This window comes from Kitasatospora sp. NRRL B-11411 (assembly GCF_000721345.1).
GTDB lineage: Bacteria > Actinomycetota > Actinomycetes > Streptomycetales > Streptomycetaceae > Kitasatospora > Kitasatospora cineracea.
In genome coordinates, this window is the sequence record NZ_JOGH01000020.1 from 83,550 (window position 1) to 101,788 (window position 18,239).

Annotated in this window: 16 protein-coding genes; 11 read left to right on the forward strand and 5 right to left on the reverse strand. The window is 73.9% G+C overall.

Annotated features, from left to right (window positions below; genetic code table 11):
- Window positions 1-39 precede the first annotated feature (39 nt).
- Window positions 40-858, forward strand: a complete 819-nt coding sequence (locus tag IH44_RS0112855) for a hypothetical protein (RefSeq protein WP_051816830.1) — start codon at window positions 40-42, stop codon at window positions 856-858.
- A gap of 131 nt (window positions 859-989) precedes the next feature.
- Here IH44_RS0112855 and IH44_RS0112860 read toward each other — a convergent pair whose 3' ends face one another.
- The 3 genes from IH44_RS0112860 to IH44_RS46465 all read right to left on the reverse strand — a co-directional run bounded on the left by IH44_RS0112860 (window position 990) and on the right by IH44_RS46465 (window position 3,214).
- Window positions 990-1,766 (reverse strand): helix-turn-helix domain-containing protein, encoded by a 777-nt coding sequence (locus IH44_RS0112860; protein WP_030459637.1) that lies wholly within the window; start codon window positions 1,764-1,766, stop codon window positions 990-992.
- Window positions 1,767-1,950: 184 nt separating this feature from the next.
- Window positions 1,951-2,475: an Lrp/AsnC family transcriptional regulator gene (locus tag IH44_RS0112865; protein WP_051816831.1), complete on the reverse strand. Its 525-nt coding sequence runs from the start codon at window positions 2,473-2,475 to the stop codon at window positions 1,951-1,953.
- A 184-nt stretch (window positions 2,476-2,659) separates the two neighbouring features.
- Window positions 2,660-3,214 (reverse strand): hypothetical protein, encoded by a 555-nt coding sequence (locus tag IH44_RS46465; protein ID WP_030459639.1) that lies wholly within the window; start codon window positions 3,212-3,214, stop codon window positions 2,660-2,662.
- Between the two features lie 179 nt (window positions 3,215-3,393).
- Between IH44_RS46465 and IH44_RS0112875 the strand changes: the two genes are divergently transcribed.
- The 3 genes from IH44_RS0112875 to IH44_RS0112885 all read left to right on the forward strand — a co-directional run bounded on the left by IH44_RS0112875 (window position 3,394) and on the right by IH44_RS0112885 (window position 7,412).
- On the forward strand, window positions 3,394-4,098 hold the full coding sequence (locus tag IH44_RS0112875; RefSeq protein WP_030459640.1) for a response regulator transcription factor: 705 nt from the start codon (window positions 3,394-3,396) through the stop codon (window positions 4,096-4,098).
- A gap of 17 nt (window positions 4,099-4,115) precedes the next feature.
- Entirely contained in the window at window positions 4,116-5,504 is a 1,389-nt protein-coding gene (locus IH44_RS0112880) for a HAMP domain-containing sensor histidine kinase (RefSeq protein WP_035954918.1), read from the forward strand.
- A gap of 495 nt (window positions 5,505-5,999) precedes the next feature.
- Window positions 6,000-7,412 carry a glycosyltransferase 87 family protein gene (locus tag IH44_RS0112885; protein WP_030459642.1) on the forward strand — a complete coding sequence of 471 codons (1,413 nt, stop codon included), beginning with the start codon at window positions 6,000-6,002 and terminating at the stop codon, window positions 7,410-7,412.
- A gap of 319 nt (window positions 7,413-7,731) precedes the next feature.
- On the opposite strand, the gene IH44_RS0112890 is transcribed toward IH44_RS0112885, so the two are convergent.
- Entirely contained in the window at window positions 7,732-8,151 is a 420-nt protein-coding gene (locus tag IH44_RS0112890) for an SsgA family sporulation/cell division regulator (RefSeq protein ID WP_014135973.1), read from the reverse strand.
- Window positions 8,152-8,551: 400 nt separating this feature from the next.
- Here IH44_RS0112890 and IH44_RS0112895 point away from each other — a divergent pair, with 400 nt between their 5' ends.
- Both IH44_RS0112895 and IH44_RS49375 read left to right on the forward strand, forming a co-directional pair.
- Complete coding sequence (locus IH44_RS0112895; RefSeq protein WP_030459643.1) at window positions 8,552-10,285, forward strand: RDD family protein; 1,734 nt, start codon at window positions 8,552-8,554, stop codon at window positions 10,283-10,285.
- A gap of 147 nt (window positions 10,286-10,432) precedes the next feature.
- Window positions 10,433-11,149 carry an RDD family protein gene (locus IH44_RS49375; RefSeq protein WP_030459644.1) on the forward strand — a complete coding sequence of 239 codons (717 nt, stop codon included), beginning with the start codon at window positions 10,433-10,435 and terminating at the stop codon, window positions 11,147-11,149.
- A 170-nt stretch (window positions 11,150-11,319) separates the two neighbouring features.
- On the opposite strand, the gene IH44_RS0112905 is transcribed toward IH44_RS49375, so the two are convergent.
- The gene (locus IH44_RS0112905; protein ID WP_030459645.1) at window positions 11,320-11,586 is read right to left on the reverse strand and encodes a hypothetical protein; all 267 of its coding nucleotides are present in this window, start codon (window positions 11,584-11,586) and stop codon (window positions 11,320-11,322) included.
- A gap of 531 nt (window positions 11,587-12,117) precedes the next feature.
- On the opposite strand from IH44_RS0112905, the gene nfi reads away from it, so the two are divergent.
- The 5 genes from nfi (at window position 12,118) to IH44_RS0112930 (ending at window position 18,153) form a co-directional block, all read left to right on the forward strand.
- Window positions 12,118-12,795 (forward strand): deoxyribonuclease V, encoded by a 678-nt coding sequence (gene nfi, locus IH44_RS0112910; protein WP_030459646.1) that lies wholly within the window; start codon window positions 12,118-12,120, stop codon window positions 12,793-12,795.
- A gap of 141 nt (window positions 12,796-12,936) precedes the next feature.
- Window positions 12,937-13,383: a hypothetical protein gene (locus IH44_RS46470; RefSeq protein ID WP_030459647.1), complete on the forward strand. Its 447-nt coding sequence runs from the start codon at window positions 12,937-12,939 to the stop codon at window positions 13,381-13,383.
- Between the two features lie 79 nt (window positions 13,384-13,462).
- Window positions 13,463-14,953, forward strand: coding sequence for a WXG100 family type VII secretion target (locus IH44_RS49380; protein ID WP_198544983.1), 1,491 nt, complete (start codon window positions 13,463-13,465; stop codon window positions 14,951-14,953).
- A 90-nt stretch (window positions 14,954-15,043) separates the two neighbouring features.
- Window positions 15,044-16,462, forward strand: coding sequence for a type VII secretion-associated serine protease mycosin (gene mycP, locus IH44_RS0112925; RefSeq protein ID WP_081966871.1), 1,419 nt, complete (start codon window positions 15,044-15,046; stop codon window positions 16,460-16,462).
- Between the two features lie 233 nt (window positions 16,463-16,695).
- Window positions 16,696-18,153: a S8 family serine peptidase gene (locus IH44_RS0112930; RefSeq protein WP_081966872.1), complete on the forward strand. Its 1,458-nt coding sequence runs from the start codon at window positions 16,696-16,698 to the stop codon at window positions 18,151-18,153.
- The last annotated feature ends 86 nt before the right edge of the window (window positions 18,154-18,239 follow it).

Here is an 18,239-nt window from a genome sequence, read left to right on the forward strand (position 1 = left end):
CCGCGCGGCCGTCCGTGCCGGGCCGCGCGGTGTGTTTGGATGCGGGGTGTGCCTTCCCAGAACCTGCCCCCGGCCCTGACCGCCCCGCGCACCCGCGCGCTCGCGCTGTGCGCGCTGCCGGTGCTCGCGCTGTTCGCGGTGGCCGCGTTCGTGCCGCTGCCCTTCACCCTGGAGTCGCCCGGCGACACCGCCGACACCCTGGGCGCGTACAACGGGAGCAACCCGGTGATCCGGGTCAGCGGGACGCCGCAGCGCGAGACCACCGGCCAGCTGCGGGTGGTCACCGTCGAGGCCACCAACCCGGGGCAGCGCAACACCCTGTGGGACTCGCTGGCGGCCTGGGCCGACCCGAAGCGGGCGGTGGTGCCCACCGAGGAGGTCTACCCGGAGAGCGACAGCGGCAAGGCCGACGAGGCCACCCAGCAGCAGATGACGCAGTCCCAGGACAGCGCCACCCTGGCCGCGCTGAACTACCTGCACCTGTCGCCGGAGCAGGTCAAGGTCGAGATCGACCTGGGCCGGATCGGCGGCCCGAGCGGCGGCCAGATGCTGGCGCTGGGCATCGTCGACAAGATCGCCGGGAACGGCCGGGGCGGCGACCTGACCGGCGGGCGGAACGTGGCCGGCACCGGCACGGTCGACGCGGACGGGCGGGTCGGCCAGGTCGGCGGCATCCCGCTCAAGACCCAGGCGGCGCGCGCGGCCGGGGCCACGGTGTTCCTGCTGCCGCGCAGCGAGTGCGCCCAGGGCAAGGTCAACACCCCCGACGGCCTGCAACTGGTGCCGGTGGACACCCTCTCCGACTCGATCGCCGCGCTCGATGCGCTGAACAGCGGCGGCGCCGTCCCGCACTGCTGACGCCCCGTCACCGGCGGCGGAAGGCCCCGGCGGGCGAGCGGGCGGGCGGATCGGAGCCGGTGACGGAGCCGGTGACGGGACCGGGCGGGGCGCCCCCGTGCGCCCGTCCCCCTCGTACGGCGCTCCCGGCGCTACCGGCCGAACGCGGCGGCCACCAGGTCGTCGCCGACCCGGGCCCGGAGCAGGGCGGCGATCTCCGGTAAGCGGTGCGCCTGGGCCATCGGCAGCGCCACCGAGACCGCGGCCAGGTCGCCGCCCAGCACGAGCGGCACCGCCGCCCCGGCGGTGTCCAGCGCGTACTCCCGGTACTGGGTGATCGGCGCGGCCCGCTGCGGCCCGTGCCGGGGCAGCAGCGGCAGGTGGGCGGGCTCGCGCAGGGTGTACGGGGTGAACGGCACCATCGGGTAGCGGGCCAGGTGGGAGCGCCGCTCCTCGGCGGACATCAGGGCCAGCAGGGTCTTCCCGGCCGCGTGGGCGTGCGCCCCGGACCGGAAGCGCCGCGGGTCGGCGGTGGGGGCGCCGGGGGCGGGGGCCGCGGCGACCAGGTCCACCTCGCCGTCCTTGTAGCGGGCGAAGTGGACGGCCGCGGACAGCTGGTGGGCGATCCGGCCGAGCAGCCCGTCCAGCCCGCCCGGCCGGGACGGGCCGGGCGCCGGGCCCTCGGGCCCGTTCCGGCCGGTCAGCCCGGACACCGCGGGGCCGGTCCGGTACCGGCCCTCGCGCCGCTCCAGGTAGCGGTCGTGCACCAGGGTGCGCAGCAGGTGGTAGGTGGTGCCCAGGGCCAGCCCGGTGTCCCGGGCGAGCTGCTTGGCGGTGGCGCCCGACGGGTGCCGGGCGGCGGCCTCCAGCAGCCGCAGGGCGCGCTGCGCGGAGGCGATCAGGGTCGGCGCCTCGGTGAGCCGGCTCATCGCCGCGCCCCCCGGTCCCCGACGGGCCGGTGCGGGCGCGGTGCTGACGTCGGGGCAGCCGGCGGGTACGCGGCGGGTGCGGTACGTATGCTCATGGCTGCGATCTTTGCGTGCACGGGCAGAGGCATATGCCAAAAATCGGCCGAATCCGGGAGGCGCGCCCGGCGGACCGGCGGCGGCCCGGTCAGCAGCCGCCCCCGGCGGCCTGCTCCACCAGCGGCAGGACCCGGAACGGCACCGGGTTCTCCAGCGCGATCGCGGTGGACGCCCGGACGATCCCGTCGAACCCGACCACCCGGTCGATCACCCGCTGCAGGTCCGCGTTCGAACGGGCCACGATCCGCACCAGCATGTCCCCGTGGCCGGTGATGGTGTGCAGTTCCAGCACCTCCGGCACCGCCGCCAGGTGCGCCCGGACGTCCGCGCCCTGCCCCTGCGAGATCTCCAGGGTGGCGAACGCCGTCACCGGGTAGCCGAGCGCCGCCGGGTCCACCTGCGGGCCGAAGCCGCCGATCACCCCGCGCGCCTGCAGCCGGTCCAGCCGGGCCTGCACCGTGCCGCGGGCCACCTGCAGGCGGCGCGAGCACTCCAGCACGCCGATCCGCGGCTCCTCGGCGAGCAGCCGGATCAGCTTTCCGTCCAGCGCGTCGATGGCGTCGGGCTGCGGGGGCACGGGGCGGCTCCAGGGGTGGTGCGAGCGGTCGGGCATCGACCGACATTGTGCGGCCGCCCCGGCCCGCGCGTCAGCCCGGGACGTCTGCGGGCCCGGGGCATCCGCCCAGTCCAGGGCGTCCTCCGGGGCGTCCTCCGGGGCGCCCGTCGGGGCACCCGCGGTGCGGCCGCGGGGCCCGTTCGCCCCCGGCTCCAGGCGTCCGACGGGCCCGGGGCGCCGGTCAGTTGCCCACCACGAAGGTCTGCACGTTGGGGGCGGTGCCGTTCCAGGACACCATGAGGGTGGAGACCCGGTCGTCCTTGGAGAAGTTGACCTGAAGCCACTGGTCGCCGTGCCAGACCTGCATCGACCAGCCCGCCTCCGGCACCGCCGAGACCAGCCGGGCCTCGGTGGCCCGCACGTCGAGCGCCACCCGGCCGCCCAGCATCGGGTAGCTGTGCAGGGTGCTGGGCGGGCTGCTGCTCCTGCGGGCCGTCGCGCTCGGCCGGGCCGGGGCGCTCGACCCCGCGGCCGCCGGGGTGGTGGCGCCCGCCGACGGGTCCGGGCTCGGGCTGGGGGCCGCCGCGGACGGCGGCGCGCTGCTCGGGGGCGGCCCCGACGGGGTCGGCCCGGCCGGTCCCCCCGGCTTCGAGGAGGCCACCGAAGGCAGTTGAACCGCCACCGGTTGCTCGAACACCGTGTCGACGAGCACCGCGTGCACGCCGAGCCAGGACAACGCCACCGCTGCTCCGGTGGCCGCCGTCCAGGCGCCCAGTTGAACCAGTCCGCTCCGCATCGCGGGCCATCCTGCCGTACGAAGGTCACGGCCAGGTCAGTGGGCCGGGCATTCCACAGAAACCTTGTGGAAAAAGGGCGGTGAGCTTCAGGGAAGCTCAAGGCCCCGCCCGGGCCGGGCCGTCCCGGAGCCACCCGAGGTACAGACCAGTGCGCCGCCATGCCGTACCGTGCAGCCCCATGGCAACAGTGCTTGTGGTCGAGGACGACCCCTTTGTGCGTTCCGCCCTGATCCGCCATCTGGCCGACACCGGCCACGCCGTGCGCTCCGTCGGCACCGCGCTGGAGGCCCTGCGCGAAGTCGCCCAGGTCGGCTGCGACCTGGTGGTCCTCGATCTGGGCCTGCCCGACCTGGACGGCAGCGAGGCGCTCAAGATGATCCGCGGCCTGACCAACGTCCCGGTGATCATCTCCACCGCGCGGGACGACGAGGCGGAGATCGTCCGGCTGCTGAACGACGGCGCCGACGACTACCTGGTGAAACCTTTCTCCGGGGAGCACCTCACGGCCCGGATGGCCGCCGTCCTGCGCAGACTGGGCGGCGGCGCCCTGATGGCACCCCAGATCCTGCGGGTCGGCGGCCTGGCCATCGACCCGCAGCGGCGCGAGGCCCTGCTCGACGGGCAGCGGCTCGACCTGACCCGCCGCGAGTTCGACCTGCTGGCCTTCCTCGCCGCCCGGCCCGGCGTGGTCGTCCCGCGCAAGGAGATCCTGGCCGAGGTGTGGCGGCAGACCTACGGCGGCGACCAGACCATCGACGTCCACCTGTCCTGGCTGCGCCGCAAGCTCGGCGAGACCGCCTCCAGCCCGCGCTACCTGCACACCGTGCGCGGCGTCGGCGTCCGGCTGGAGGCCCCCGGCGGACCGGTCGGGGGCGCGACGTGAAACGCATCCTCCGCTCGCTGCGCTGGGCGATGGTCAAGGCCGCCATCGCCGGCACCGTCATGGTCGCGCTCGCCTTCCTCATCCCGCTCGGCCTGATGGTCCAACAGACCGCCCGCGACCGGGCGTTCACCGCCGCCGAACGGCAGGCCGCCGCCCTCGGCCCGGCGCTGGCCATCACCACCGACCAGGAGGCCATCGCCAAGGCGATGGCCTCCACCGACTCCGGCGCCCGCGACCGGCTCGCCGTCCACCTGCCCGGCGGCGCCACGGTCGGCAGCGCCCGCACCGACAACGACCAACTGCCCAGCACCGACAGCCAGGGCTGGACCCGCACCGTCCGGGCCGGCACCGTCCGGGTCGAGGGCGGCTACGCGCTGCTGCAGCCCGTCGCCGTCGACAACGGCCGGGTCGCCATGGTCGAGGTGTTCGTCCCCGACGCGGACCTCTCGCGCGGCGTCGGCACCGCCTGGCTGGTGCTCTCCGGCGTCGCGCTCGCCCTGGTCGCGGTCTCCGTCGCGGTCGCCGACCGGATGGGCACCCGGATCATCCGCTCCGCCCGCCGCCTGGCCACCGCGGCCCGCTCGCTCGGCTCCGGCAACCTCACCGTGCGGGTCCCGGTGGAGGGGCGCGAAGCGGCCGGCGCGCCCGAAGAACTCCGCGAGGCCGCCTACGCGTTCAACGCGATGGCCGACCGGGTGGTCCACCTGCTGGCCGCCGAACGGGAACTCGCCGCCGACCTGTCGCACCGGCTGCGCACCCCGCTCACCGTGCTCCGGCTCAACGCCGCCGCCCTCGGCGAGGGCGACGCCGCCGACGCCACCCGGCACGCCGTCTCCCAGCTCGAGCGCGAGGTCGACCAGATCATCCGCTCCGCCCGTCGCCACCCGGTGGACGCCCCGCCGGTCGCCCTCGGCTGCGACGCCGTCGAGGTGGTCCGGGACCGGGTCGGGTTCTGGTCCGCGCTCGCCGAGGACGAGGGCCGCCCCTGGCAGCTGGCCGGCGACGAGGAGCCGGCCCCCGTCCTGGTGCAGCGCGGCGACCTGGCCGCGGCCGTCGACGCGCTGCTCGGCAACGTCTTCCGGCACACCGCCGTCGGCACCCCCTTCGCCGTCGACGTGGTCGCCGCCGAGGACGCCGTCACCGTCCTGGTCGGCGACGGCGGCCCCGGCTTCACCGACCCGGACGCGGCCATCCGCCGCGGCGCCGGACACGGTGGCGAGGGCTCCACCGGCCTCGGCCTGGACATCGTCCGCAAACTCGCCGAGGGCACCGGCGGCGACGTCGTCCTCGGCCGCTCCGCCGTCCTCGGCGGCGCCGAGATCGCGGTGCGGCTCAACACCCGCACCGAGGTCGAACTGCCCAGGCAGCAGCGCCGCCGGACCGGCCGGCTGATCCGCAAGGACTGAGGACCGGACGCCGGGGGCCACGATGCCGACACAGGAGCTGTTACCGCGGGGGCGGCAGCTCGGTGTCGATCCCCTCCCTTAAATGCGTCCTAAGCGTCGGCCAACGCTGTCTCATGCGGCCCCGGCCCGGACGGGCGGGCCCACCACGGGGGTGCGCGGCCCGGAACCGGCGCGGCCCGGCGGCGGCGACCCGTCCGTGGGGCGCTCCGGCGGCCGTTCGATCGAGCGGTCCGTCGAACGGTGTGCCGAACGTTCTGTCGAGCGGTCGGCGACGCGGGCGGGGCCGGTCGGCGGCCCGGTCGGAATTCGAACAGCGGCCGACCGGCGGGCCGGGCCCGGCCGTCTGTCCGTCTGTCTGTCCGTCCGTGCGGCCGTCTGTCCGTCCGACGGCCCCGGGAGGGGAGCCCGGAGTGACCGCGACCAGTGGCGGCGGCCGACCGTTCGGGTAGTGTCGGCTGCTGGCCAGCGCAGGTCGACGGCGGACGGAGCAAGACAGTGAGCACGGTGCACACGGAACGCGGCACGCCCCCAGGCAGCCCCGACCGGCCGCCCGTCCCGGCCTGGCAGCGCGTCCTGACCGCCCCCGGCCGACAGCTCACCGCCATCACCGCGGCCCTGCGCGCCGCCCCCCGGCGCCCGCTGCGGCTGGCCGCCGCGGTCGCCCTGGTCTCGCTGCTCGCCTACGCGACGGTCCGGCACTTCGTCGGCACCTCGATGGTCGACATGATCGTCTACCGGGCCGAGGGCGCCGCCGTCGCCGACGGCCACGACCTGTACGCGCTGCGGGTCACCGAGTGGAACCTGCCCGCCACCTACCCGCCGTTCGCCGCGATGCTGTTCGTGCCGACCACCTGGTTCGGCGTCCCGTTCCTGCGCCTCGCCGTCACCGCCGGGAACCTGCTGCTGCTGGCCACCCTCGCCCACCTGTCCTTCAAACTGGTCGGCTGGCCGCGCCGCGACCTGCGGCCGGTCGGCGTCCTGCTGGTCACCGGACTGGGCGTCTGGCTGGAACCGGTCTTCACCACCCTGCGCTACGGCCAGATCAACCTCGCGCTGGCCTGCCTGATCCTCTGGGACCTCACCCGCCCCGACTCCGCCCGCAGCAAGGGCGTCGCCATCGGCATCGCCGCCGGGATCAAGCTCACCCCCGGCCTGTTCGCCGTCTACCTGCTGGTCACCGGCCGGGTCCGGGCCGCGTTCGTGGCCGGCGCCACCTTCGTCGGCACCTTCCTGATCGGCGCGCTGGTGCTCCCCGACGCCACCTGGGGCTTCTGGACGAAGTACATGTTCGACTCCAGCCGGGTCGGCAAGACCGTCATCGTCGACAACCAGTCGCTGCGCGGCCTGGTCGCCCGGCAGATGCACCTCGAAACCCCCGGCGCCGCCGCCACCCTGCTCGGCGTCCTGGTCGCCGCCGCCGGACTCGGCATCGCCGTCTGGGCGCACCGCAGCGCCCGCTGGTCGCCGCGCGCCGACGCCTGGAGCGTGTGCACCGCGCTGATCACCGCGGTGCTGGTCTCCCCGATCAGCTGGACCCACCACTGGGTGTGGTGCGTCCCCGTCCTCGTCCTGCTCGCCGCCGAGGCCGCGCACGAACGCTCCCGCCCCGCCGCCGTCCGGCGCCTGCGCTGGCGGCTCGTCTTCGGTCTGACGCTGCTCGGCTTCCTGTCCTTCGCCATGTGGATCGTCCCGCACAAGGGCGACCTGGACCTGCACCTGTCGGTGCTCAAGCAGTTCCCGGCGAGCGTCTACCCGCTGATGGGGCTGTGCTTCCTCGCCGTTGCCGCCCTCCGGGTCCGCTCCCGGCGGCGTGCGGCCGGCGCCCCGCTGGTGCGCGTCCCCGCCCCGCGCAGCGGCGTGGACGGGCTCGGCAGCCCCGGCGCCCAGAAGGCCCCCGCGGCCCGCTGAACCCCGGGGCGGCCGTTCGCCGGGCCCGCCGTGCTGTTCCGTCCCCGTGCCGCTGCTCGGGTCTGTGCTGTTGCTCGGATCTGTGCCGCTGTTTGGGTCGGTGCTGCCGTCCTGTTCCGTGGCGTCGTTCTGTTCGGTGCCGCCGTCCGTCCCGGGCGTCCCGAGGGTGGGCGTTCCGGCGGGCGGCCGGGCGGCCGGGTCGGGGCCGCGTCCAGGGCGGGCACCGGGTGCAGACACGGGTGCGCGGGCGTCGGGTGCGGGTGGGCCGGTGGCTGTGCGCACGCCGTCACCCGCGCCCGGGGCCGTGCCGCGCGCCCCCTCACGCCAGCAGCTCCGCCAGTGAACCGTCCAGGTCCATCGCCTCCAGCTCCGCCCCCGGCGGCACCAGCCGGTGCGCCCGCTCCAGCCAGGCCGCCACCGTCGGCAGCGGCGCCTCCAGCAGCGCGTCGCCCGCCGGCGAGCTCAGCGCCATGCACAGCACGCTGCGCCGCCCCGACCGGGTCGGCCAGATCCGCACGTCGCCCTGGCCGCACGGCCGGAACGTCCCCTCCACCAGCAGCTCCCGGGCGAACACCCAGGTCACCGGCGTTCCGCTGTCCAGGTGGAAGGTCACGTACACCGCGAACGGGTCGTGGCTCCCGTACGACAGCCGCGCCGCCACCGGGACGCTGCGCTCCGGCGACAGCACCAGGTTCAGCTCCAGCTCCTGCTCCACCACTCCGGTCGACTGTCCGGCCATCGTCCTCACCTCTCCGCCACGCGGGGCCGCCGTTCGGCCCCGCACCAGCCGAGAGCGGGGCGGCCGCGGACTCTTACACGGGTTCCGGGACTTTCCGCGGAACTTTTTTCCGGCAGAACCTTTTCCGCCCCGCCCCGGTTGTTCCGGACGGGAGCACCGGAACCCGGTACCCGGGGCCGTGTCGGCCACCGCCCGTCACCGTCCCGGAGCCGCCCCCTCCACCCCAGGGGGTAACCGCGGTACCACGTGTCCCCGTTCGTTTCACGAGTTCCGGTGAACCCGGGGGACGAGGCCGCCCGAGGTACTACCCTTTGTGACTGCCCGGCGACTCTCCGCCCGCGGCTCCCCCACCCACGTCCGCACACCCACACGCCGCGGTGCCGGTACGAAGGAAGACGCAATGACGGACCGGCCCTCCACCGCAGGCTCGATTCTCGGCGCCACCCTGGCCGGGGACGCCGGAGCGCCCGGCTACTACCCCGACCCCTCGGTGCCCGGCTTCCTCCGCTACTGGGCTGGCCACGCCTGGGTCCCCGGCACCAGCCGCCCCGCCCCCGCCCCCGGCGAGGCCCTCCACCCGCCGCGCTTCGTCGCCCGCTACCTCACCGCGCCCCCCTACAGCCTCCCGCCCGGCCTGGTCCCCGCCGCTCCCGCCGCGCCGCTGGTCGAGACCGGTCCGATCTACCTCGACGAGACTGCTGCCCAGGCGCTCTTCACCATGTCGGCCCACCCGGAGACGGCCGCCGGGCCGGACGGGGACGGGGGCGGGGGCGGGAACGGTGCTGGTCCCGGGGCTGGGGCCGGGGGCGGGGTCGGGGCCGGGTTCGACGGTCCGGGGGAGTTGGAGATCCGTCCCCGCAGTGAGATGGAGCCGCTGCGCCCCGTCGAGGCCGGGCCGTGGGCGGTCGCCGGGAACGGGCTGCGGCCGGTCGCGGCCGAGTCCTGGGCCACTGCTGCCGCGCTGCACATCGGCGGGAGTGGGAGCGGGGCCGGGACCGGGGCCGTGGTCGCGCCGCGGCGGGGGCCGGAGGTTCGTGAGGTGGAGGCGGTCGTCCGGCCGTTGGAGCTGACCGGGGCCGCGCCCGTGGAGGAGCTCTTGTCGGAGCCCGCGCCCGAGCCGGAGCCTGAGCCCGTGCCGCGGGTCGCGCAGCCGCTCGGCGGCACGCCCTGGCACGGGGCCGGCGGTGGCGGTTCGGTGGGGCTGTCCGCTGCGCCCGGCGCGCTGGTCGAACCGGTGCCGCAACCGGCGGAGCCGACGTCCGCCGACCCGGCCTCGGGCTGGCGGGCCGATCCGCAGGCGCAGCGCGGGCTGATGGAGACCGGTGGGGCCCCGCGCTGGGTCTCCTGGGGCGTCGACCCGGAGCCCGAGTCCGAGCCCGAGTCCGAATCTGTAGGTGCGCCCGAGCCTGCGGCTGCGTCGGTGGCGGCTCCGAGCCCGGCGCCGGCCCCGGCCCCGGCTTCGAGCGCTGAGGCCCAGCGGCCGGGGCGGGAGCCGCGGACGGCGCACGTCACCAGCGAGCGGGTCCGACCGCCGCGTCGGGCCGCCGAGGCCCGGGAGGCGGAGGCCCGTACCGGTGCGGCGGCCCGCCGTCCCGCTGCGGCCGACGGGGCCGGGAAGCGGCGTCCGGCGGCCCCGGCGGCCGTGCCCGCGGGGGTCGGGGCGCGGGCGTTCGGGTGGCTGGTGGACGGGGTGGTGACGGCGGTGGTCGGTGCGGCCGTCGCGGTGCCGATGGTCGGGACGGTGCGGGCGCACGTCCAGGAGAAGATCGACCAGGCGGCGCAGGCCGCGAGCATGACGGGCCGTCAGCACCAGGTGTGGCTGCTGGACGGGACGGTGCTGGGCCGGGTGGGCGTGCTGCTCGGCGTGCTGCTGGTGTTCGGGCTGCTGTACCAGGTGCTGCCGATCGCCCGGACCGGTCAGACCTTCGGCAAGCGGCTGGCCCGGGTCCGGGTGGTCCCCGCGGGCGGGACCGGTGCGCCGGGGTTCGGCCGCTCACTGGTGCGCTGGTTGCTGCGCGGCCTGGGCACCGCCGTCCTGCTCGGCCCGGCCGTCGCGCTGCTGGACCGGACCGCCCGGCGCGGCTGGCACGACCGGGCGGCACGGACCCGGGTGGTGCGGGTGGAGCGCGGCTGAGGCGCCGTCAACCGCCCGCCGCTGCACGGCCCGTCGTCCGGTCGGGCCCGGTCGGCCGGTGTGCGGAAGGCGGTGGAACGAACTTAAACGGGCAGAAACGGCGCAAATATCCCAACATCGTAGTATTTGCGATGGTCTACTCGTGCCATGAGCACCAGCGACCCCTCCGGAACCGAGCCGGAGGAGGGCGGACGGCCTTCCTTCGACAAGCAGCCCCCGCCCTCGGGCAGCCCGTACGACACCCCGCCCGGCTACGGCGGCCAGTACGGCGCGCCGGCTGGCTCGGGCTCCCCCCACGACAGCAACCAGCCGCCCGGCTACGGCCCGCCCCCCGGCTACGGCCCCCCGCCCGGCGGCCCCGGCGGCCCCGGAGGTCCCGGAGGTCCCGGTGACCCGTACGGTTCGCCCTACGGCAGCCCCGGGCCCGGGCCCGTTCCCGGGATGCCCGCGCTCGGCGGCTGGGGCGCGCGGATCCTCGCCCGGCTGGTCGACTACCTCATGGTGCAGGTGATCGCCGTGGTGGTGCTGCTCCCGTTCCTGCACTTCAACAAGCAGAGCGGCTGGATCGGCTCCTTCTGGTTCAGCTGCGCGCTGTACCTGGTCTACGAGGGCCTGATGCTCAGCCGGGACGGCCAGACCCTCGGCAAGAAGCTGATGAAGGTCAGGGTCGCCATGCTCGCCGACGGCACCGCCCCCACCGCCGCTGCCGCCTGGAGCCGCGCCGCGACCTTCATCGTCCCCGCACTGATCTGCTGCGGCGGCCTCTGGTGGGCCGTCGACGGGCTGTTCGGCGTCTTCGACAAGCCCTACCGTCAGTGCATCCACGACAAGGCGGCCAAGACCGTGGTGGTCTCGACCGCCTGACCGGACGTTCGGCCGGTCAGGCGGTCGGTCGTTTGGCCGGTCGTTCCCTTTTGGGCCCCGGGCCTGCGGCAGCCGTTCACCTGCCGCCGGCCCGGGAGTCTTCGCGTTCGCGCTCCGGGCTCCCCTCGGGTCCGCTCCGGGCTCCCCTCGGGCTCCCCTCGGATGCTGCGTTAGCGCGACTGGTGCGCGTACGCCGGCTGCCGGGCGGCGGTGGCCGCAGGCTCGGGTTGGTCGGTGCCGGGCGCCGCCGTCCGGGGCGCGAACGCCTGCGGCGCGCGACGGGTGGTGGCGGGGGACAGCAGGACGGCCGACAGCGTCCCGAGCGCGACGGCGAAGCCGACCAGCACCGCGATCCGCCACACCCCCGTCTCCCCGGACACGGCCAGCAGCGCCACCGCGGCGACCACCGCGATCAGCGTGCCGACACCCAACTGCACGGCACTGAAACGACTCCCGGACACGAGCCGGGCAGCCCGGGACGCGGTGACGGCACGGGACGGAACGGCGGGGCGCGGCATGGCGGACGACCCTTCGCGCGGAGCGGGGAGAGCGACGGGGAACAGCGGTGGAGCGGCGGGCGGGGGACCCGGCTCGACAGGTACGGCGGAACAACATCGGTAAGTACAGCCTAACCGCCGGGAGTTGACCTACTCCGGGGCACAGGGGGCGCACGGACTCACGCCCCGGCAGCGCGCGACCGCGTCCTCCGCGCTCGCCGCATCGGTGGAACCGCAACCACCACGTTGACGGAACCCCGGCTGCCGCGGCCACTGCGGTCACTGCGGTCACCGCGGCTGCTGCACTGGCCGAACTGCGGTCCGGGCCTGCCCGATAACGTGCCGTACGGCGGAACGCCGAGCACGCGTACCGCGCAGCGCCGCCGCCGAACAGCGTGGGGAGGGCGGTCGAGCGCGCCCGGAGCCGTCCGCCGCACGTCCCCGCACCTGTCTCCGACCCCGGGAGCCGCCATGACCGTCCCCGCCGACTGGCCCACCACCGCCGAGGCCGCCCGCGCCGAACAGGAACGCCTGCGCCCCCTGGTCGTCCCCGAAGGCCCCGAACCCCCGCGCCGCCCCGGCACGTTGATCGCCGGCGTGGACGTCGCCTACGACGACGAGCGCGACGTGGTCGCCGCCGCGGCCGTCCTCCTCGACTACGCCACCCTCGACGTCGTCGAACAGTCCACCGCCGTCGGCCGGGTCGCCTTCCCCTACGTCCCCGGCCTGCTCGCCTTCCGCGAACTCCCCGCCGTCCTCGACGCCCTCGCCCGCCTCACCCGCACCCCCGACCTCGTCGTCTGCGACGGCTACGGCCTGGCCCACCCCCGCCGCCTCGGCCTCGCCAGCCACCTCGGCGTCCACACCGGCCTCCCCACCCTCGGCATCGCCAAGAACCCCTTCACCTTCACCCACCAGCCCCCCGGCGACCGCCGCGGCGACTGGTCCCCCCTCCTCGACGGCCCCGAGACCGTCGGCCGCGCCCTGCGCACCCGCCAGGGCGTCAAGCCCGTCTTCCTCTCCGTCGGCCACCGCATCGGCCTCGACGAAGCCACCGCCGTCACCCTCGCCCTCACCCCCTCCTACCGCCTCCCCGAAACCACCCGCCGAGCCGACTCCCTCTGCCGCCGGGCCCTCGCCGCCACCTGATCCCACCCGCACCCACCAGGGGGCGTGTTGACGGCCCGTTCCATGTGTTAGACATAGAGGTTGGAGCCAACTTTCTTTCAGGCCCCAGGCGGTCGAGCAGCAGTCGCGCGGGGCAGCAGGTACGGGGGAGGTACGAGACACATGAGCACGAGCGGCAACGGCTTCCAGGTCGAGGTCGACAACCTGCGGGCGTTCGCGGCCCAGGTGCGCGGCTTGCTGAGCGAGTACGAGAGCGGTGCCAGCACCTCGGCGGTCTATGGCCCGAGTGGGGTCAGCTCGGCGGCATTCGGGAGTTTTCCCGAAGCGCAGGAGCTGTACAAGCAGTACAACGTCATGCGTACTGAGCTGAGCATGCTTCTCAACAGAATTCAGGAAGCCATCGATGCCGCACAGCAGAACGCGGACCACACGGCTGCGAACTACGAGGAGCACGAGCAGGACACCCGCACGCGTATGACGCTGTCGCAGGATGGTTGGGCCACGACCTGGAGCCAGTCGGAGCTGGATGCACGGCAGAAGGCCGCGTCAATGCCGACGACCACGACCACGACGAGCCAGCCGACGACTACGACGAGGCCGCAATGGTGACGGCGCGGAAGAGCAGGGAAGCAGGCGCAGACATGGGGCGAGGTGCTGCACGATGAGGATGGCCGACCAGAGTGGTGGCGTGGTCACCGACTTCTCCACCCACAGCCATGCCGAGCTGATTTCCATGGTCCACTCGATGGACTCCGGTTCGGTCATGGCCGCGGCAGATCCCTGGCGTCGAGCGCACCAGACCCTGACGCAGATCCAGAGTGCGTTGACCACCGCCACCGGCGACGCCACCAGCACCTGGCAGGGCAGCACCAGCGACGCCTTCCACACGCACATGACCTCACTCGCCGACAGCGTCAACGCTCTGGCCGCTCACGCGGACCACACGGCCACTGCGCTGCAGTTGATGTCCGCGGCGATCGACCAGGCCAAGAGCGACATGCCGGAGGAGCCCGGGTTCTGGGACAAGGTCGGCGACGGAATCAGTGATGCCGCCAAGGAATCGGTCGGCATCAGTGATGCGGACACCCAGCAGGGCATCGCCGACACGCGTAAGCAAGAGGCAGTCGGCGTGATGCAGGTGCTGGCGGCCAAGTACAGCGCCACGGCCAGCCGTCTACAGCCTCCGGGGACAAAGACAGTCGAGGAGCAGAGCCGAGAAGTGACGCCGCCGGACAACGGAGGCGCCGCAGGTCTCGTCGCAGCGATCGCGGGCATCAGTACCGGTCTCGTCCAGGGCGCCGGGCAGGTGAGCGGTTCCTCCGGGTCGCGGACCTCGCTCAAGAGCACCTCGACCACCCGGGCGCCGCAGGCGCCGAAGGTCAAGGCCGCGGTGATCCGTCCGACGGACGCGGGCATCTCCGGAGGAACGGCCAACCCGCTGCCGCAGCCGAAGGGCCCCGGCACGGGGATCGACGGCATCCAGGGCGGTACCGGCGGCATCCGCGGTGGCGGCACCTCGACGATCGGCGGCCCCGGCGGGTCCGGCGGTCTGCAGGGTCCGTCCGGCGGTGGCAGCGGCGGGTTCGGCGGTGGCGGCACCAGCACCGGGCTGGTCGGCGGCGGTGGCGGGACCTTGGCGGGCGGCACCGGCATCGGTGCCCGCGCCGGGTTCAGCGGCAACAGCGTTTCGAAGTCCGGGACGTTCGGCTCCAACGGCCTGAACGGTGGTGGCGCCGGTACGGGTGGTGCCGCGGGCGCCGGTGCGGGCAGCGGGACCGGTGGCCGGGCCGGTGGCCTGGGCGGTGGCGGCCTCGGCGGTGGCGCCGGTGAGGGCGGTGCCGGTGGTGGCCTCCGCGGCCGGGCCGGTGGTGGCCTGGCGGGCCGGGCCGGTGGCATGGTCGGCGAGGCTGCGCACGGCAGCACCGGCGGACGGGCCTTCTCCGAGGGCGGGTCGGGCATCGGCCGCAGCCGCCCCGGCCAGGTCGCCGGAGCCGCCGAGGCCGGTCACGCGGGTGGCCGGGGCCAGGGCGGCGCGGCCGGCAACGGCGCGGGCATGGCCGGCCACGGCCAGTCGAGCAAGCGCGCCAAGAAGGGCACCTCGGACCGACCGGACTACCTGGTGGAGGACGAGGAGACCTGGGCCTCCGGCGGGAACGCGAACCCGAACGTGGTGGAATGACGTTCGGTCAGTAGAACAGTCGGACATTACCTGGCCGCCCTGCAGACTCGAGGGTCTGCGGGGCGGCCGCTCAATGAGGGGTGACGAGGCTTGACGACCAGCCGATCCGTGCGCGGTCTGGCCGCGCTCGCTGCGGGAGCCCTGCTGTGGGGCGTGAGCGCCGGACCTGCGGCGGCGGACCAGATCCGCGAAGCACAGTGGCCCTTGAAGAACTACGGGGTCGACGCGCGGGTTTGGCCGATCAGCCAGGGCGAGGGGGTGATCGTGGCCGTCATCGACTCCGGGGTGGACGCGAACCACCCCGACCTGGTCGGGCAGGTCCTCCCCGGACTCGACATCATTGGCGACAGCCCGGATGGCCGGATCGATACCGACGGTCACGGTACGGGCATGGCCAGCGACATCGCCGGGCACGGTCACGGAGACAACGCTGGCGTCATGGGACTCGCGCCGAAGGCAAAGATTCTTCCGATCAGGGTCCCCGGGCGGGATGGAGCCCAGGTCGAAGGTGGCGCCAGTGGTGCGCAGAACGCCAAGGCCGTTCGCTATGCAGTGGACCACGGCGCCAAAGTGATCAACATGTCCTTTGCCGGGGCCGCCTTCGAGCCGGAATTCCGTTCGGCAATTGAGTATGCCGTTCAGCGAGACGTCGTGCTTGTCGGCGGAGCTGGAAACGATCCGGGTTTTCCGGTTTCCTACCCGGCGGCCGCGCCAGGAGTGGTGGCAGTCTCGGGCATCAATGAGCAGGGCGACCTGTGGGCGAAGTCCACCACGGGGCCGCAGGTGACCTTGGCCGCTCCCGCTGAAAACATCATGCACGCAGGCCTGAAGCAGGGGTATGTCGTGGGCGACGGCACTTCCGACGCAACGGCTTTCGTCTCGGCAGTTGCCGCGCTCGTGCGGTCGAAGTACCCGGACCTGTCCGCGGGCCAAGTCATCAACCGGATGATCAAGAGCGCCGTTCAGCAGAAGGGCCAGGGCTCCTTCCCGAACGACAAGTACGGCTACGGCATCGTGTCTCCGGCAGGGGCGTTGGCCGCGAACCCGGCGGTGGACAACGGGCCGAAGGAGAACCCGCTGCTCAAGCGGGCGGAGCCGAACTACGGTGATACGAGCGCTCCGTCCTCGGGGGCGTCCAACTCTTCCAAGGCGCCGTCGGCCGGTGCCGGGAACTCGACCGCTCCGCAGGCGAGCGGTGACGCGGACAGCAAGAAGAGCAACACGGGGATGCTGATCGCGGTCGGTGGCGGTGTGCTCGCGCTGATCGTGATCGTGGTGATCGTCGTGCTCGTCCGGCGTTCCAAGAACGGCAACAACGGCGGTGGCCCCGGCGGTCTTGGGGGCCCCGGTGGTCCGGGGGCGCCCGGCGGGCCGGGTGGTCCCGGGTACGGGTACCAGCAGCAGGCGCCGCAGCAGCAGCCGGCCGGGTACGGGTACCAGCAGGGGCAGCAGGTGCCGGGGTACCCGCCGCAGCAGCCGCCGGCCGGGGGGAATCCGTACCAGAGTTGAGTCGGTCGGTGCTTGACCGGTAGGTAGCAGACCTCTCGCGGTCGGTCAGTCGGTGTAATGCCCTGGCCGGGCTGTGGGGGGTCTGCTGCTGTTCGGGGACGATTCCGGGCGATCGATGTGGGGGTGCCCGGGATTGTCCGAGAGAGCGGTTCGACTGTCTCGATTCCCTGCCGTGCCAGGGGAGTTCTTTCTTCGCGGGGTCGCGTGCCTGGCGTAGTGGAATTTTTCGGTCAATGAAAATCAGAATACTGTCTGGCCGCCCGGCGGGATCGATGATCCTCGGGTGGCTGTCCAATGGGGGGATTGGTTTGACGACCAGCCGATTCGTGCGCGGCCTGGCCGCGTTCGCTGCGGGGGCCTTGCTGTGGGGTGCGAGCGCCGGTCCGGCTGCGGCGGACCAGGAGCGGCAGAAGCAGTGGGTGCTGAACAAGTACGGTCTGGCCAAGGACGTCTGGCCGGTCAGCCAGGGCGACGGGGTGATCGTCGCGGTCATCGACAGCGGCGTCGACGCGAGCCATCCGGATTTGGCCGGGCAGGTGCTCCCTGGTCTCGATCTCACTGGTGCCGGTGGGGACGGGCGGATCGACACCGAGGGCCACGGTACGGCGATGGCCTCCGGTATTGCCGCGCACGGGCACGGAAACAACGCCGGCGTGATGGGGATCGCACCCAAGGCGAAGATCCTGCCGGTGAAGTTCGACTTCAATGAAAAACTGGGCACGGTCGACAACGTGGACTTCGGCGAGGCGATCCGCTTTGCGGTCGACCACGGCGCCAAGGTCATCAACATGTCGTTCTACGGCGGGAGTCCGAGGGACCCCGGGTACCGGGACGCGATCAACTACGCCATCTACAAGGACGTCGTCCTCGTGTCGGCCTCCGGGAACCACGCCGGCTTGCCGATCGACTACCCCGCGGGGTTCCCGGGCGTGGTGGTGGTGTCTGGCGTCGCTCAGGACGGGAGCATGTGGCCCAAGTCGACCACGGGCCCGCAGGTGACCTTGGCGGCTCCGGCCGACGGCATCCACCGGGCCGACCTCAAGCACGGGTACGGGACGGCTTCCGGTACTTCCGAGGCCGCGGCCATCGTGTCGGGGGTCGCGGCGCTCGTGCGGTCGAAGTACCCGGGCCTGTCGGCGGGCCAGGTCATCAACCGGATCACCAGGAGCGCCTTCAAACCCGAGGGCCAGGGCCCGTTCCCGAACGAGAAGTACGGCTACGGCATTGCGTCCCCGTCCGGTGCGCTGGCCGCGAACCCGGCGGTGGACAACGGGCCGAAGGAGAATCCGCTGACCGATCGGGCGGAGCCGGACTACAGCGGTGGCAAGGGTGGTGGCTCCGCGCCGTCCGCTCCGGTTTCGAAGTCGCCGTCGGCCGGTGCCGGGGGTGGTTCGGCCGCCCCGCTGGCGAGCGGTGACGCGGAGGGCGGGAAGAGCAGCACGGGGATGCTGCTCGCGGTCGGGGGCGGCGTACTCGTCCTGGTCGTGATCGTGGTGGTGGTCGTGCTCGTCCGGCGTTCCAGGAACGGCGACAACGGCAACGGCCCCGGCGGTCCTGCCGGGCCGGGCGGCTCCGGGTACGGATACGGCTACCAGCAGCAGCCGACCGGGTACGGGTACGGGCAGGGGCAACAGCCGCAGGGGTACCCGCAGCAGTACCAGGCGGGTGAGGGTAACTCGTCCTGGAGGTGACGGGGGGCTCTCCCCGCGGAGGGGGTGCTGCGGGGAGACACGCCTACGGATGGGGGAAGGTGTTCGCGGGGGTGGGGGTGGGGCGG